Source organism: Pontimicrobium sp. SW4, assembly GCF_039954625.1.
Taxonomy (GTDB): Bacteria; Bacteroidota; Bacteroidia; order Flavobacteriales; family Flavobacteriaceae; genus Pontimicrobium.
The window spans coordinates 91,965-107,279 of the sequence record NZ_CP157199.1 but is presented as its reverse complement, the minus strand read 5'-3'; the positions used below and the strand labels follow the sequence as shown (position 1 = coordinate 107,279).

Genomic DNA, 15,315 nt, shown 5'->3' with positions numbered 1-15,315 from the left:
CCCTTAATCCAACTTGGAGTTTTTAAGTGGATTTTTCTATTTCATATTTACCTTTTCCACATTACTCAGAAATGACTGCTTCTGTATCATCTTTAGTTTCTCTTTTAAATTGTACTATCATTTAGTATGGTAGCTTCTCTTTTATTGTGCTTGCTGGTTACATTAATAAAGAATTCATCTTGAATGGTAGGAGAATAATATAATCTCTGTTTTTGTGTGTAAAAAATAAACATAAAACCAGTGATAACAACTATTACTACAGCAATAAGGGCTCCATTTCTAGTCTTATCATCCAATTTTTTAAACCTACTCTCCAACATGCTCAAATATAAGTAAAAACAAAAAAGCCTCTCCAATAAAGGAAAAGCTTCTCAAAGGTCTGTTTCCAGACTACTTGCCACATCTCTGTGACACAACACAACTACTTTTAATTGCTAAAAAAAGCCTCAACTAGGTTAAGGCTTTAGCAATCTTGCGGTCTGGACGGGACTCGAACCCGCGACCCCCTGCGTGACAGGCAGGTATTCTAACCAACTGAACTACCAAACCGTTGCATTATTGCGGTTGCAAATATACATTGCATTTTTTATAACACAAATGTTTTTTAATAATTTTTCAATAAAATCGCCCTAAACAAATTTTTGTCGTTCTAACATATAGGTAGTGAGTATTTTATTAAAACTCTCATTTATATCAGCCTCAACGTATTTTATTTGATACTGCCCACACTTTAGTTTAATATCCTCAAAATAATTAGCAACTGCTTTTTCATAATTCTCTTTAATATTTTCAGCGTATAAGTCTATATGTTCGCCTGTTTCTACATCTACAAAGCGTTTAGGCGCATTATCAAAATCAAAATTGAATTCCTTTTCTTTATCCATCACGTGAAACAAAATAACTTCATGCTTATTATACTTTAAATGTCTTAATGCATCAAAAAGCTTCACTTCATCAATACCATCTTGAAACATATCGGTAAATAAAAAAATCAGTGAACGTCTATGAATTTTTTCTGCTATTTGATGAAGGTATTCGTAAGTATTAGTCATTTTTTTAATAGATTTTGAAACCACCATATTGGCTAACTGATCTAACAGCATTCTATGATGTCGTTCACTCCCTTTCTCTGGTGAATAATAATCATACTCATCGCTATAAATACTTAGCCCAACAGCATCTCTTTGCTTTTTTAAAATATGCATGATTGATGCGGCAGCTAAGGCTGAAAAACCTATTTTGTTCAACGAATCGATTGAAAATTGCTTTAGCTCAGGATAGTGCATTGAGCTACTATTATCCACTATAATATGACATCGTAAATTGGTTTCTTCATCATAACGTTTTGTAAAAAGCTTGTCTGTTTTTGCAAATAATTTCCAATCTATATGACGTGTACTCTCACCACGATTGTATATTTTATGTTCAGCAAATTCCGCAGAAAACCCATGAAACGGACTTTTATGCATCCCTGCAATAAAGCCTTCAACTACTTCCTTTGCTAGTAATTCTAGATTTTTAAACCCTGATGTTTTATTTACTTCGTCTCTTAAATTCATTATTCTTTGGTGCTTTCAAAAATAGTTTGCGCTCTAAAAATTGGATCTGCTGCTTGAAGCAATTTGTTTTTTAATATAGGACTAAAATTAGGGTTTTCGCTTAAAAACGTTTCAATAACTTCTTTTGCATACGCTGAATTATACCTTCCTATGGTACTACTAAGCCATCTTTTTGGAAAAAATATATCTCCTGTTAGCTGAATTTCCTCTAGCAACTCCAAACTCTGCTTTAAATGTTTTTGACCACTTGCTTGACGTAATGGATGGTGAATATTACCCAAGGCTCTCAACACCCAAGACTCTTTTGCTCTGTTATCAGCATCTTTAAACGATTCGAATAACTTATCGCGAGTTTCTTCATTATTTGATAAGGATGGCAATAAAAATTGAAACCTCTCTAGCTTATCTTGGTTGGTAATTTCTGCTTCAGCAGTTTTTAAAATATTTTGTGTTTCTGGATGGTTATATAAGGCTAATGTTGAAGCTAAATTAGTGTAATCGTCTTTATTTAATTTTAAATTTGAAATGGTTGCGGTCTTATTCCAAATATTGTATAAGAATCCTTGTCCTTTTTTTGAATATGCAATCGCTTTATAAAGACCGAAAAGTGTTTTTTTAATTCCTGATTCTTCTGTTCCTTCCAAACGTTGCCTTACATCAGTTTCTAATGCTTCTTGAACGCTTTCTCGTTGTCTTTGAGTTAAATATATCCAGAATATACTTTGCAATTTTCCAGAAACCAATCGAACTAGCACTTCTTCTTGTTCTTCTAAAATAGCACGCTTGAATAGATTAAAAGCTACTATTGGTGACACATCATTATTTAATGTTTTTTCATATAAGTTTATGTAAGCATACCCTCTTGCAACTTCATTTTCAAGATTTAGAAAAGCATCCAGATTTTCTTGTTGAACAGGGAAAACTCCATATCCAAATCCATTAAAATTATAAATGATATTAAGCGGTTTTGGCAACCCAATGGCTTCTTCAACAATGATATCTTGTTTTTGCATTCCCACGTTTATCACGTGTATAGAATCTGTATACACGAGTCCGATTTCAAATTGTTGCGGCCATATTTTGTCACTTTTATCTTCTGCTTTTTGAACTATTTTAAATTTAGAAATTGTATTATTTGAATCATAGGTTAGATTATCAGTGATTATTGGTCTTCCAGATTGATTTACCCAAACATCACTCCAAGCTTTCATATCAATATCTGTTTTCTTATCAAGAATAGACACTAATTCATTCCAATCGGCATTGCCATTGGCATACGTTTTTATATACTCTTGTATGCCTTCTTGAAAGGCTTGCTTTCCCATAGTGGCTTCTAATTGACGCATCATAATTGGTGCTTTGTTGTAAATAATGTTTCCATATAAAGAACCTGCGTTTTTCAAATTATCTAAATGTTGACGGATAGGTGTAGCACCTTTTGTACGATCTTCGGCGTATGCACTAGAATAATGCGACAACACAAACTGTAAGTCGTGGTTAAACTCCGGAAAACTAGGATTGGCAATTTTATCTGCCATAAAGTTGGCAAATACTTCTTTCATCCAAACATCGTTAAACCATTTCATGGTCACTAAATCCCCAAACCACATGTGAGAAACCTCGTGGGCTATCAATTTCCCTCTACCTAACTCTGAACTTTTTGTGGCAGTTTCATCTAAAAACAACGTAGATTCTCTATATTGAATAGCGCCCACATGCTCCATACCTCCATATTGAAATCCTGGGATTGTTGCAAAATCTAATTTTTGAAACGGAAATTTATAATCGGCATAATCTTCTAAAAACCTAACTGCTTCATAATGTAGTCTAAAGATTTCTGGAATACTTGCAGTAACTTTTGCCGAATCGGTTTCTCGATATAACAGATTCATTTTAAAATCATCTATAGTTTTTTGAGTCGTCTCGAAAGCACCTGCAACGAACGAGAATAAATAGGTGCTCATTTTATCGGTAGGAATATATATGTGCTTTGTTTTATTTTCTTCTTCAATAGTATCTTTCAATAGTGCACCACATAATACGTTCCAGTCTTTAGGTGCTGCAATATTTAAATGGTAAACTGCTTTTAAATCTGGTTGGTCAAAACATGGAAACAATGTACTTGCTCTATCTGGCACAAGTAAAGTATATAAATATTCCTTATTTCTGTTCAGAGATAATTCGCCAGCATTAAAAGCAACTTCAATGATGTTTTCACCTTCTATTAAGTAAGTAGCATCAATTATTAAATGCTCATTTTCATGCTTAATATCAATATCGTTTCCATTGGCATTAACGCTTAAAAGTAAGGACTTGTCTGCGTTGAAATCTAAAATAAGTGGTTGTTCTAAATTTTGAATGGTAGTTTCCAGTTTTAAATTGGAAACTACAGGTGCATCTAACGATTCTGGAATATCAAAGGTTAAATGATACTCGATATTTGAAAGCTGTTCTACTCTAAATTCTGCTAAATCCAACGATATACCTTTAGCTAATAAAGCAGATTCGGTAACTTTATCATTATTACTACATGCTACCAAAAAAAGGGCTAAAAGCCCTAAACATATTTGCTTCATAATACAACTATAAAAGTAAGAGGTACTAAAAATAGAAAAGGTTTAGCGCATTGCCAAACCTTTTCTATAAGCTTATTTGTTAAATTAATTTATAACAATGAGTCTATTGCTTCTGTGTAAGCATTTTTTGGAGCTACACCAACTTGTCTTCCTACAACTTCTCCATCTTTAAATACTAAAACTGTTGGTATATTTCTAACACCATATTTCGCTGCAAATTCTTGATTTGCATCTACATCTACTTTTCCAACAACAGCCTTGTCTGCATATTCTTCACTTATTTGGTCAATGATAGGTCCAACCATTCTACATGGTCCACACCAAGCAGCCCAAAAATCTACCATTACTGGCTTGTCGCTTTTTAAAACCGTTTCTTCAAACGTTGCATCTGTTATTTCTAATGCCATAATATTTTAATTTAATTGTGTATTACTACTAATTTATATGCAAAATTAGTCAAAAATTTTGCCAAAGCTTACAACTACACTATTTGTTTTGTTTATTTGGAAATTGATTGACACTATAATAATTAAAATAACAAAAAAATTATACGCAACTAAATAGTTGCGTATTAAATATATATGTTTTAATTTAGCAACCAATTAGTTGCGTATAAATAAAACGAATAATTATGAAAGACATTATTAAAAAGGAAGTACTATTAAATCATTCTATTGATGCTGTATGGAATGCCATAAGTAAAGCTGAAGAAATTTCAACGTGGTTTATACCAGCAGATTTTAAAGCTGAAGAAGGCTACAAATACACCTTTACTTCTCCACCAAACGAAAAAGGCTGTACGGTGATTAGCGGAGAAGTGAAAAATGCAAATCCTTACATATTAATTTATACGTGGATAGTTGGTGACACTAAAACAGAGACTACTGTAAAATGGGAGCTTGAATCCACCAAAAATGGCACGAAACTATATCTTGAACATTCAGGTATTTCAAACTATCAAGGAGATACAGCAATAGCAATATTTGAAAGTTTTAGTGGAGGCTGGGATAATTGCATCAATGAATTAACAGAATTTTTAAAAGAAAAAGTTGATGCAAGATAATATTACAAAACTATTTAAAGCAATCGCAGACCCAACAAGGCGTGATATTTTTCACGCCTTAGTGATTGCTACTTCAGCATTGTCAATTACTCAAATTTCTAACCAGTTTGAAATTACAAGACAAGGTGTAACGAAACACATTAAAACTTTGGAAGATGCAGGCTTAGTACATATTAATGCACTAGGTCGCGAACGTTTTTGTAATGCCAATGCAAAGCCGTTAGAAGAAGTAAATAAATGGATTAAATTTTATGAGCAATTTTGGGATGACAAGTTAGGTAAGTTAAGTGATTTTTTGGATAGTAAAGATTCTTAATTCAACTTATAAAACACTTGTTGACTCTCTAATTCCTCAAGTAATTCTTGCGATATTTTTACTTTTTGTTTTCTACTAGGCATTTGTAATTTAATTTGCTCTTTATTATCGTAAATCACAAAATTTAAATGATGATTCCCTTCGTGCATTCTTAACAAGTCTTTAATGCTTTTTATACGATCTTCTTGAATGTCTTTAATATCAAATTGAATAGATAGTTTCTTTGCATAACTATCCATTACATCATGCAATAATTGGAAACTATTATATTGAATTCTTGGTTCACCTTTCTTTCCTGTGTCTCTATTTACCCATCCTTCTTTAATATAAGCTCTCACATACACAAAATTACTAACCATTAAAAAGTGTCTGAATTTTAAATATTCTTCTCCAAAAATTCTAAACTCATAAGATTCCACATAATCTTCGATAGTAAATAACGCCCAGCCTTTTCCTTGCTTACTTACACGATGTTGCACATCTGTCACTACGCCACCAAAAGTCAACTCTCTATTTACATAATTTTCAAGGTCTTTAAATAAAGACACTTCAGCATTACAGAATGTGGTCATTTCAATTTTGAAATCGTCTAATGGATGTCCAGAAATATAAATACCAACTACTTCTTTTTCACGTGCCAGTTTTTCCATAGTTCCCCATTCTTCACAAGGAGGCACTTCAGGTTCCGGAATTTGAACATCACTAGATTCTCCAAACAAACTTACTTGAGCTGAATTTTCGTTTTCTTGATATTTATTTGCGTATTTAATTGTTTTTTCTAGAAATGTTATACCATCTCCTTCATCAATAAAATATTGTGCACGATGTGTTTCTTTAAAGCAATCAAAACCACCAGCATTAGCAAGATTTTCAAATGCTTTTTTATTAGCTGCACGCAAATCAATGCGTTTTGCTAAATCAAAAATGGATTTATATGGCCCATCTTTTTTCCGGTTTTCTACAATGGTTTTTACAGCTCCATGACCAACACCTTTAATCGCTCCCATACCAAAACGAACTGCATTATCTTGGTTTACTGAGAACTTATAATAGGATTCGTTCACATCTGGACCAAGCACGTTTAATTTCATGCGCTTGCATTCTTCCATGAAAAAAGTCACTTGCTTGATATCGTTCATGTTATTTGATAACACAGCAGCCATATATTCGGCTGGATAATGCGCTTTCAAATAAGCAGTTTGATAGGCTATCCAAGCATAACATGTTGAGTGCGATTTGTTGAAGGCATAACTTGCAAAAGCTTCCCAATCTTTCCAGATTTTTTCGAGTTTCTCCTTGTCCATTCCTTTTGCAGCAGCTTGCTCTATAAACTTAGGTTTCATTTTATCAAGAACCGCTTTCTGCTTTTTCCCCATGGCTTTACGCAATACATCTGCTTCACCTTTGGTGAAATCTGCCAACTTCTGCGACAATAACATTACCTGCTCCTGATAGACTGTAATACCATAGGTTTCCTTAAGGTATTCCTCCATTTCCGGAAGGTCATATTCTATCTCTTCATCGCCGTGTTTACGTGCAATAAAACTTGGAATGTATTCCATCGGCCCAGGACGATACAAGGCGTTCATTGCAATAAGGTCATCAAAAACGGTAGGTTTTAAATCCTTCATGTGTTTTTGCATCCCTGGAGATTCGTATTGGAAAATCCCTACGGTTTCTCCTCTTTGGAACAACTCATACGTCTTTTCATCATCAATTGGGAAATTGTCAGGATCTAAATCTACATTATGTTTGGCTTTTACAATTTTTACGGTATCCTTTATAAGGGTTAAGGTCTTTAAACCAAGGAAATCCATCTTCAACAATCCAGCATCTTCCACAACCGAGTTGTCAAATTGTGTGACATACAAATCCGAATCTTTGGCTGTTGCCACTGGAACATAGTTTGTAATATCACTTGGTGTTATAATAACGCCACAAGCGTGAATTCCTGTATTTCTTACAGAGCCTTCTAAAATTCTTGCAAGATTTACCGTTTCGGCCTCAAGATCCTCACCATCTGCTATATTTAATAGCTGATTAACTTTTTCTAAATCTTCAGCACGAAACATCCCTTTAAGTTTCTTTTCGTCTGCACCAAAAATCTTCCCAAGTTTAGACATGGTAGGAATGAGTTTCGCTATTCTATCAGCATCAAATAATGGTAAATCCAATACTCTAGCTGTATCACGAATGGAGGACTTTGCAGCCATAGTTCCATAAGTAATAATTTGCGCTACTTGATTAGCTCCATATTTATCTATGACATAATCCATAACACGTCCACGACCTTCATCATCAAAATCGATATCAATATCAGGCATACTTACACGATCTGGATTTAAGAAACGCTCAAAAAGTAAATCGTACTTTAAAGGGTCAATATTGGTAATCCATAAACAATAAGCCACTACAGAGCCTGCTGCTGAACCACGTCCTGGACCAACAGATACATCCATATTTCTCGCTTCTCGAATAAAGTCTTCAACAATTAAGAAATATCCTGGATACCCTGTATTTTCAATAGTTGCGAGCTCAAAATCTAGTCGTTCTTCTATTTCTTTTGTGATTTCTCCGTAACGTTTTTTAGCACCCTCGTAAGTAATATGTCTTAAATAAGCATTCTCTCCTCGTTTGCCTCCATCTTCTAAATCTTGCTCATCCTTAAATTCATCAGGAATACCAAATTCTGGCAGTAATACATCTCTAGCTAGTTCAAAAGCTTCCACTTTGTCCACGACTTCTTGAATATTGACAATAGCTTCAGGAGTATCTTTAAACAACGCTTTCATTTCTTCAGAAGACTTAAAAAAGTATTCTTGATTTGGTAAGCCATAACGATAGCCTCGACCTCTTCCTATTGGAGTCCCTTGCTTTTCACCATCTTTTACACACAATAAAATGTCATGTGCATTAGCATCATCTTGCTCACAATAATAATTGTTATTTGTTGCGACCAACTTTACATCATGCTTATTTGCGAACTCTTTTAATACTTGATTAACACGTCTTTCATCCTCTTGATTGTGTTGCATAATCTCAAGATAGAAATCATCTTTAAACTGGTCTTTCCACCAAACCAAGGCTTCCTCAGCTTGCTTTTCACCAACATTAAGAATCTTACTCGACACTTCTCCATAGAGATTTCCTGAAAGAACTATAATGTCATCTTTGTATTGTTCTACTACTTTTTTGTCAATTCTTGGCACATAATAAAAGCCATCTGTGTAGGCAATGGATGCCATTTTCACCAAATTTTGATAGCCGTTTTTATTTTTGGCTAACAGCACAATTTGGTAACCATAATCTTTGTGTGACTTGTTTAAATGGTCTTCACAGACAAAAAATTCACAACCAATAATTGGTTTTATTTCTTCACCAACTGGAGCTTCTCCTTTTTCAAGAGCTTCTTCGTTTTGCTCCTTGATAATTCTATTATGGTTTTTCACTTCTTTTACAAAATGAAATGCTCCCATCATGTTAGCATGATCTGTTAATGCTACAGCATTCATGTTATGTTTAGCTGTAGAAGCAACCAAATCTTTAATACTAATAGTGGACTGTAATACCGAAAACTGCGAGTGATTATGAAGATGCACAAAGTTGGCATTTTCTAATTCTGAAACATCAACAGAGCTTTCAATGTTTTCAATCTCTTGTGTCTCCTGTAATTGTTCATGAATTTTAGCAGATGCTTTCTGGAGATTGATATGCTTTAATCCAATAAGTTGAATTTCCTTAGGATTAGCTATGGAAAAATTTTCAAAATAATCTGGCTGAACATCCAGTTGTTCTTTAGTGTACTGTTTTCTTCTAATTAATTCTAAAAAACAACGTGTGGTTGCCTCAACATCGGCAGTTGCATTATGCGCTTCGTTAAAAGCTTCTCCAAATAAATATTCGTGCAACTCTGTAAGTGTTGGTAATTTAAATTTCCCACCACGACCTCCTGGGAGTTTACATAATTCGGCAGTATGTTCCGTACACGTATCTAAGACAGGAAGTTCCAACAATTTAGTTGCAGTATCTTCTCGAAAAAACTCACAACCCATGATATTTAAATCAAAACCAACATTTTGTCCGACAACAAATTTCGATTTATTAAGTGCTTCGTTGAATTTTTCTAAAACCTCAGCTAATGGCAACCCTTGCTCCTGTGCCAATTCGGTAGAAATACCATGTATTTTTTCGGCATCATAAGGAATATTAAATCCGTTGGGTTGTATTAAATAATCTTGATGTTCAATACAGTTTCCCATTGCATCATGCAGTTGCCATGCAATTTGGACAGCTCTTGGCCAATTATCAGTATCGGTAATTGGAGCATTCCAACGTTTTGGTAACCCTGTTGTTTCTGTATCGAAAATTAAGTACATAAATTCCTTTTTTATTTCCTTTTAGAGGAAAAAGTAAGATGATAAAATTACGTAGAATTAATGCTTTTTTAAAGTGAAGTTATAAACAGTTTTGAACAAAAAAGTAATTATGGATTAAATACTTTTATTAATTTATTTTTAAGTTTTTATATTCTAGTTGATTTGTAACAAACCACCAGCTAAAGGCACTTTGTAGAATACACCTTTGTTAAAGTTAATTACTTTTAATCCATCTGCTGTATAAGCATAAAACCAAAACGTCCCATATAAATTTTTTGGGTCGTCATTATCTATGTCTTCAACAATAATTTCACCACTTGTTGGGTATGTCCCTAAACTTGGGTCTGGGGCATTCTTGGTGGAATAAACTGTTCCATCAAAATCTTTAAAAATTGCAACGTTATCACTATCTAACCCAAGACTAAATATTCCTCTAGTATCGCTTGTAGTTATTAGTTGAACTGTTTCTCCAGAGTCTCTACCCTCAATAACAAAACCTCCATTATCAATATCTGCTGCAAAAAAATCTGAACGCCACAACTCATTATTCTTATTTGCTTGCATAGCAGGTGAATTAAATCTAATTTCATCACTACAACTTAACATTGTAAGAATAACGATAAGGACTGCATTTAACTTTTTCATAACTAAGTAACGATTATAAGCCATCAAAAGTATAATAAAAAAGTAAACTAAATAATTGTGAATTAGAAAAATATAGTATCTTTGCGCTCTCATTAATAATCGAGGTCGAGAACCTCACAAATTAATTTTTTATGTCAGTTAAATTAAGACTACAAAGACACGGTAAAAAAGGAAAACCTTTTTACTGGATTGTTGCAGCAGATGCAAGATCAAAAAGAGATGGTAAATTCTTAGAAAAAATAGGAAGTTACAATCCAAATGTAAACCCAGCAATTATAGATTTAAATGTTGATAGTGCTGTAAAATGGCTTCAAAATGGAGCACAACCTACTGACACTGCAAGAGCAATTTTATCTTATAAAGGCGCAATGCTAAAAAATCATTTAGCAGGTGGTGTACGTAAAGGTGCTTTAACAGAAGAAGAAGCTGAAAAGAAATTTCAAGCTTGGTTAGATGAAAAGGCAGCTAAAGTTGAAGCTAAAAAAGATGGCCTAGCTAAAGTAGACGCTGAAGCTAAAGCAAAAGCTTTTGAAGCTGAAAAAGCAGCAAACGAAGCTCGAATTGCAGCGGCAGCTCCAGTTGTGGAAGAAGCAACAGAAGAGGCTCCAGCTGAAGAAGTACAAGCTACAAACGAAGAAGAATAAAAAATTATTTTTTATACTTTTAAACCCAGACCTTTGTGTCTGGGTTTTTTATTTAATTATATGAAGAAAGAAGATTGTTTTTATTTAGGTAAGATTGTTAAAAAATACAGCTTTAAAGGAGAACTTTTAGCTAAACTAGATACAGATCAACCTGAACTATATGAGCATTTGGATGCTATGTTTGTTCAAGTAAGAAATAACTTAATTCCTTTTTTTATTGAAAGTTCGCAACTTCATAAATCTGAATTATTACGCATTAAATTTGAAGAAGTCGATACTGAAGCGGATGCTGAAGCCTTATTAAAAAGTGAATTGTATTTACCGTTAGAATTCTTACCAAAATTAGAAGGAAATAAATTTTACTTTCACGAAGTGATTGGATTTAAAATTACTGATAAAAACTTTGGTGAAGTTGGAACTGTTAAGGCTATAAATGATTCCACAGCACAAGCTCTTTTTGAAGTAGATCGCGATGGTATTGAGATTTTAATTCCAATGAATGACGAGTTTATCGTAGAAGTAAATAGAGAAACAAAAACTATTTTAGTTGAAACTCCAGAGGGATTAATAGATTTATACTTCTAAGGTTTCCCTTACCTTTAGGCTATTCATTTTATAATGAAGTAAATCTCGCTGCTCTACCAACAGTCTACATAAAGATAAAGATAAATTAAACTCCTGTAGTAAGTCATTGTAATTATCAATACCCCATTCTTTCATACTACATATTTGGTCAATCAATTCTGGAGTATTATTTTCCTTAAGCAAAGGCCTTAAATTTCTCCAAAAAATATAATAAGCTCTACTTAATTTGTTTAGCCCTTCAAAATTTTTAGGCTTCTCTCCTAGGTTAATAGTTTCACTTCGTAATGTTCTAACAAATTCATTTCTTTCGAAAGCGAGCTCCCTAAAAAAAGATTTTAAATTATCATCATCAACAATATCATGGGCATCTAAATAAATTTTTTCAGCCTCATAGTTCATCATTAATAAATTATTTGCCTTAGTTATAACTTTTTCTGAATGCTTTATTTTCATATTCCTACTTCTAAACATTTATATAAATATAACTCAAAAAGAAGGCTTAAATTATAAACTTTCACATGATTTAATAATAAGTTTTCAACATTTAAATAATTGTCCTTTCAATAAAGTTGAAGTCGAAATTATTAATACATTTAGCCTCAAAAACTTAATATGTCTTTTAAGCCTTTTCTTTTTAAAAAATTTAGTGTTAATCAAGATAGATGTGCCATGAAAATAGGCACTGATGGTCCATTACTTGGTGCTTGGGCATCAGTAAGCCAAAACCCTTTTTCTGTTTTAGATATTGGCTCTGGAACAGGTGTTATAGCGCTAATGTTGGCTCAAAGATGTTATGCTGAACTTATTGATGCAATTGAAATTGACGATGATGCTTACGAACAATGTACAGAGAATTTCGAAAACTCTCCTTGGAATGATAGATTGTTTTGTTATCATGCATCGTTAGAAGAATTTACAGAAGAAATAGATGACAAATATGATTTGATTGTATCTAACCCTCCTTTTTATTCTGATGATTATAAAAGTGAAAATGCACAACGCGATACTGCTCGTTTTGAAGTCGCTATGCCTTTTAAACATCTTTTAGAAAGTGTATCGAAATTACTTTCAGAAACTGGAGTGTTCTCAGTAATAATTCCTTTTAAAGAAGAAAGTGAATTTATTGATTTAGCAAGTAATTCAGGGTTGTTTCTCAATAGAACAACAAGAGTTAAAGGCAATCCTTCATCAGACATAAAACGAAGTCTTATGGAGTTTTCATTTACTGAAAATAAAAGTCAAATAGATGAGTTAATCATAGAAACTGAACGTCATCAGTATACTGAAGACTATATCAATCTAACAAAAGATTTCTATCTAAAAATGTAATTAATAAGACCTCAACATTGGTCGCGTTAAACAAGTTGGTCCACCACCTCCTTTAACACTAATATCTTTCCCTTTATAGATAGTCACATTACATCCAGCTTGCTCTAATAATAGCTTAGTTTTTGGATTCCCATCAACCATTAAACATTGTCTTGGTGCAATCGCTAGCACATTACAACCCATAGATTCAAATTCTTCATCAGGAACTTCAATCAATTGAAAGCCTCTGTCTAATAATTCATTTCTAAATTTAATTGGCATTAAAGGTGAATACACCACTGCTAAATCTTTATCTACTGGACTTAAAATACTCATTAAATGAAATACATCGCTTTTCCCTTTATAATGAGGTAATTCAGCAACTATCACTTCAATTGCTTTTGGTTCTAACAGCGATTTCAATTGCTTTATTCCTTCTGGATTTGTTCTGTAAGTATGTCCAACAGCCAAAGTTTTTTTATCCAACCACGCCACATCACCTCCCTCTAAAGTCCCTGGAGCTTCAATAATTCCTAGTATGGGGATATTGTTTTGTTTATAAATATCTAAATGTGATTGAGGCTCATTAATCCGTCCACCTTTTCCCATATTGCAAATAATCATACCATAATCTGTAGCGATAGAAGCATCTCTGCAATATAGAGAGTCAATCTGTACATTTTGATTAAATGGGAAATGTTCTATCTCTATATTATTATCTATAAAATAATTTTCAAACCTATTGTATTCTTCCAGCGCATTGTCAAAGTATGGACGAGATAGGTAATTAAGTTCCCGCCATTGTTCACTTATATGAATATCAGATATGAAAGCATTCTTTACAGGTTTAATAAAAACTGATTCCAATTTTAAATATTCAGAATGATGAGTTGTTTTCATTTATTCATTTCTTCGGTTCCATTTCATAATAACATACATTGGAACTCCACACAATAATAATAAAAATCCATAAAAAACAGTATCGTTACCAGAACCATAAATTGCCCATAGTGAATAAGCAATTCCAAGCATCCCAAGTGATATTGTTCTCATCCAACTACTTATGTGAATTTTTCTTTCAATAAGAACTAGTATATATGCTGCAGCAACAAACAAGTAGGGTATTAAGTTAGAAAACACTACAATTCCTGCTATGAAATTAAACTGATCGACCAATCCATCAGACAAATTCATTAGCATAATAGATGAAGTTAATAGTCCTCCTATAATTAATCCCATTGCTGGTGCACCATTTTTATTTTGCTTACCAAATACTTTAGGAAATAGCTTATCCTGTGAGGCTGCCATTGGTATTTGACCTGTAAATAAAATCCATCCATTTAAACAACCTATTGCAGATATTGCAATTCCACCTGCTACAAAATATCCACCAAAATCACCACCAATTAATACTGCCGCATCTGCAAAAGGTGATGGAGATTTAGCCAATACATCCATTGGTAAAACTCCAAAAAGCACAAATGTGCTCAAAATATAAACCAAAGCAACAATTATTGTCCCTAAAAGCGTTGCTTTAGGAATTGTTTTTTCTGGGTTTTTAATATTTGCTGCTGGTATTGAAGCTGATTCAAGTCCTAAAAAGGCATACAATGTAGCAGCCGCAACTACTGGGAATATTGCAAAATTGCTTTCGGTTGTTAAATTAAACGAAGGGAAATTATTAATATCAAATAGAAATAATCCTACTATAATCACAAACGCTAATGGCAGCAATTTTAATACAGTAGTTATAACCTGTACTTTTCCAGACTCTTTAATCCCTCTAGTATTAATCCATATAAATAACCAAATAAAGGACAATCCTGTCAACACCCTAATTATTGGGTCACTATCAAGAATAGGAAAAAAGAAGCTCAATGCACCAACTATAGTAATTGCTAATGCTGCATTGCTTACCCAAATTGAAATCCAATAACCCCAAGCCACCAAAAAACCTATAAAATCTCCAAATCCAGCTTTAGAATAAGTATATGGCCCACCACTTTTATTTACAATTATTTTACTAAAATTTCCAAATATTTTTGCCAAAATTAATGCTCCTACCGCAGTAAAAATCCAGCCTAAAAAGCTTATACTTCCGTATGATGCAAGTGTGGCAGGCAGCAGAAAAATTCCTGCTCCAATCATGCCTCCTACAACATATGAAGTGGATGTAACTAATCCTATTTTTTGTGGTTTAGATTCCATTTATTGAGTTTAAAAAAGAGGTAACGTTTAATTGT

The 15,315-nt window shown here is 33.2% G+C and carries 14 protein-coding genes and 1 tRNA gene; 5 read left to right on the top strand and 10 right to left on the bottom strand.

Translation table 11 applies throughout. From position 1 onward, the window contains the following. Positions 1-104: 104 nt before the first annotated feature. The 5 genes from ABGB03_RS00555 to trxA all read right to left on the bottom strand — a co-directional run bounded on the left by ABGB03_RS00555 (position 105) and on the right by trxA (position 4,542). Positions 105-296 (bottom strand): hypothetical protein, encoded by a 192-nt coding sequence (locus ABGB03_RS00555; RefSeq protein ID WP_347923925.1) that lies wholly within the window; start codon positions 294-296, stop codon positions 105-107. A 179-nt stretch (positions 297-475) separates the two neighbouring features. Continuing rightward, positions 476-549: transfer RNA gene (locus tag ABGB03_RS00550), tRNA-Asp, on the bottom strand. A gap of 80 nt (positions 550-629) precedes the next feature. Beyond that, a complete protein-coding gene (locus ABGB03_RS00545) occupies positions 630-1,559 on the bottom strand; it encodes a DUF58 domain-containing protein (RefSeq protein ID WP_347923923.1) in 930 nt (309 codons plus the stop codon). Beyond that, positions 1,559-4,135 (bottom strand): M1 family aminopeptidase, encoded by a 2,577-nt coding sequence (locus ABGB03_RS00540; RefSeq protein WP_347923921.1) that lies wholly within the window; start codon positions 4,133-4,135, stop codon positions 1,559-1,561. Before ABGB03_RS00540 ends, ABGB03_RS00545 begins: the two co-directional genes overlap by 1 nt. A gap of 89 nt (positions 4,136-4,224) precedes the next feature. Beyond that, the gene (trxA, locus tag ABGB03_RS00535) at positions 4,225-4,542 is read right to left on the bottom strand and encodes a thioredoxin (RefSeq protein WP_167606491.1); all 318 of its coding nucleotides are present in this window, start codon (positions 4,540-4,542) and stop codon (positions 4,225-4,227) included. 224 nt (positions 4,543-4,766) lie between these two features. Here trxA and ABGB03_RS00530 point away from each other — a divergent pair, with 224 nt between their 5' ends. Continuing rightward, entirely contained in the window at positions 4,767-5,198 is a 432-nt protein-coding gene (locus ABGB03_RS00530; protein ID WP_347923919.1) for an SRPBCC domain-containing protein, read from the top strand. Beyond that, positions 5,188-5,514, top strand: coding sequence for a metalloregulator ArsR/SmtB family transcription factor (locus ABGB03_RS00525; protein ID WP_347923917.1), 327 nt, complete (start codon positions 5,188-5,190; stop codon positions 5,512-5,514). The genes ABGB03_RS00530 and ABGB03_RS00525 overlap by 11 nt, the downstream gene beginning before the upstream one ends. Here ABGB03_RS00525 and dnaE read toward each other — a convergent pair. Both dnaE and ABGB03_RS00515 read right to left on the bottom strand, forming a co-directional pair. After that, positions 5,511-9,890 carry a DNA polymerase III subunit alpha gene (dnaE, locus tag ABGB03_RS00520; protein ID WP_347923915.1) on the bottom strand — a complete coding sequence of 1,460 codons (4,380 nt, stop codon included), beginning with the start codon at positions 9,888-9,890 and terminating at the stop codon, positions 5,511-5,513. The two genes, ABGB03_RS00525 and dnaE, sit on opposite strands and share 4 nt — an antisense overlap. A gap of 153 nt (positions 9,891-10,043) precedes the next feature. Beyond that, on the bottom strand, positions 10,044-10,535 hold the full coding sequence (locus ABGB03_RS00515; RefSeq protein WP_347923913.1) for a DUF6252 family protein: 492 nt from the start codon (positions 10,533-10,535) through the stop codon (positions 10,044-10,046). Between the two features lie 131 nt (positions 10,536-10,666). Between ABGB03_RS00515 and ABGB03_RS00510 the strand changes: the two genes are divergently transcribed. After that, positions 10,667-11,179 (top strand): 30S ribosomal protein S16, encoded by a 513-nt coding sequence (locus tag ABGB03_RS00510; RefSeq protein WP_347923911.1) that lies wholly within the window; start codon positions 10,667-10,669, stop codon positions 11,177-11,179. Positions 11,180-11,239: 60 nt separating this feature from the next. Continuing rightward, a complete protein-coding gene (rimM, locus tag ABGB03_RS00505) occupies positions 11,240-11,764 on the top strand; it encodes a ribosome maturation factor RimM (protein WP_347923909.1) in 525 nt (174 codons plus the stop codon). On the opposite strand, the gene ABGB03_RS00500 is transcribed toward rimM, so the two are convergent. Continuing rightward, positions 11,753-12,217: a DUF2383 domain-containing protein gene (locus tag ABGB03_RS00500; RefSeq protein ID WP_347923907.1), complete on the bottom strand. Its 465-nt coding sequence runs from the start codon at positions 12,215-12,217 to the stop codon at positions 11,753-11,755. The two genes, rimM and ABGB03_RS00500, sit on opposite strands and share 12 nt — an antisense overlap. A gap of 159 nt (positions 12,218-12,376) precedes the next feature. On the opposite strand from ABGB03_RS00500, the gene ABGB03_RS00495 reads away from it, so the two are divergent. Next, positions 12,377-13,093: a methyltransferase gene (locus tag ABGB03_RS00495; RefSeq protein ID WP_347923905.1), complete on the top strand. Its 717-nt coding sequence runs from the start codon at positions 12,377-12,379 to the stop codon at positions 13,091-13,093. On the opposite strand, the gene ABGB03_RS00490 is transcribed toward ABGB03_RS00495, so the two are convergent. Together ABGB03_RS00490 and ABGB03_RS00485 are read right to left on the bottom strand one after the other, a co-directional pair. Continuing rightward, positions 13,094-13,972 (bottom strand): arginine deiminase family protein, encoded by an 879-nt coding sequence (locus ABGB03_RS00490; RefSeq protein WP_347923903.1) that lies wholly within the window; start codon positions 13,970-13,972, stop codon positions 13,094-13,096. It abuts the gene before it with no gap. Further along, positions 13,973-15,280, bottom strand: a complete 1,308-nt coding sequence (locus ABGB03_RS00485; RefSeq protein WP_347923901.1) for an amino acid permease — start codon at positions 15,278-15,280, stop codon at positions 13,973-13,975. Positions 15,281-15,315: the final 35 nt, after the last annotated feature.

Excerpts from the sequence above, each read along its gene's own strand:
- ABGB03_RS00490 (WP_347923903.1), bottom strand. The coding sequence starts at position 13,972 with ATGAAAACAACTCATCATTCTGAATATTTAAAATTGGAATCAGTTTTT.
- dnaE (WP_347923915.1), bottom strand. The coding sequence starts at position 9,890 with ATGTACTTAATTTTCGATACAGAAACAACAGGGTTACCAAAACGTTGG.
- ABGB03_RS00500 (WP_347923907.1), bottom strand. The coding sequence starts at position 12,217 with ATGAAAATAAAGCATTCAGAAAAAGTTATAACTAAGGCAAATAATTTA.
- ABGB03_RS00510 (WP_347923911.1), top strand. The coding sequence starts at position 10,667 with ATGTCAGTTAAATTAAGACTACAAAGACACGGTAAAAAAGGAAAACCT.
- ABGB03_RS00515 (WP_347923913.1), bottom strand. The coding sequence starts at position 10,535 with ATGAAAAAGTTAAATGCAGTCCTTATCGTTATTCTTACAATGTTAAGT.
- ABGB03_RS00545 (WP_347923923.1), bottom strand. The coding sequence starts at position 1,559 with ATGAATTTAAGAGACGAAGTAAATAAAACATCAGGGTTTAAAAATCTA.
- ABGB03_RS00540 (WP_347923921.1), bottom strand. The coding sequence starts at position 4,135 with ATGAAGCAAATATGTTTAGGGCTTTTAGCCCTTTTTTTGGTAGCATGT.
- ABGB03_RS00530 (WP_347923919.1), top strand. The coding sequence starts at position 4,767 with ATGAAAGACATTATTAAAAAGGAAGTACTATTAAATCATTCTATTGAT.
- ABGB03_RS00495 (WP_347923905.1), top strand. The coding sequence starts at position 12,377 with ATGTCTTTTAAGCCTTTTCTTTTTAAAAAATTTAGTGTTAATCAAGAT.
- ABGB03_RS00485 (WP_347923901.1), bottom strand. The coding sequence starts at position 15,280 with ATGGAATCTAAACCACAAAAAATAGGATTAGTTACATCCACTTCATAT.
- rimM (WP_347923909.1), top strand. The coding sequence starts at position 11,240 with ATGAAGAAAGAAGATTGTTTTTATTTAGGTAAGATTGTTAAAAAATAC.
- trxA (WP_167606491.1), bottom strand. The coding sequence starts at position 4,542 with ATGGCATTAGAAATAACAGATGCAACGTTTGAAGAAACGGTTTTAAAA.
- ABGB03_RS00525 (WP_347923917.1), top strand. The coding sequence starts at position 5,188 with ATGCAAGATAATATTACAAAACTATTTAAAGCAATCGCAGACCCAACA.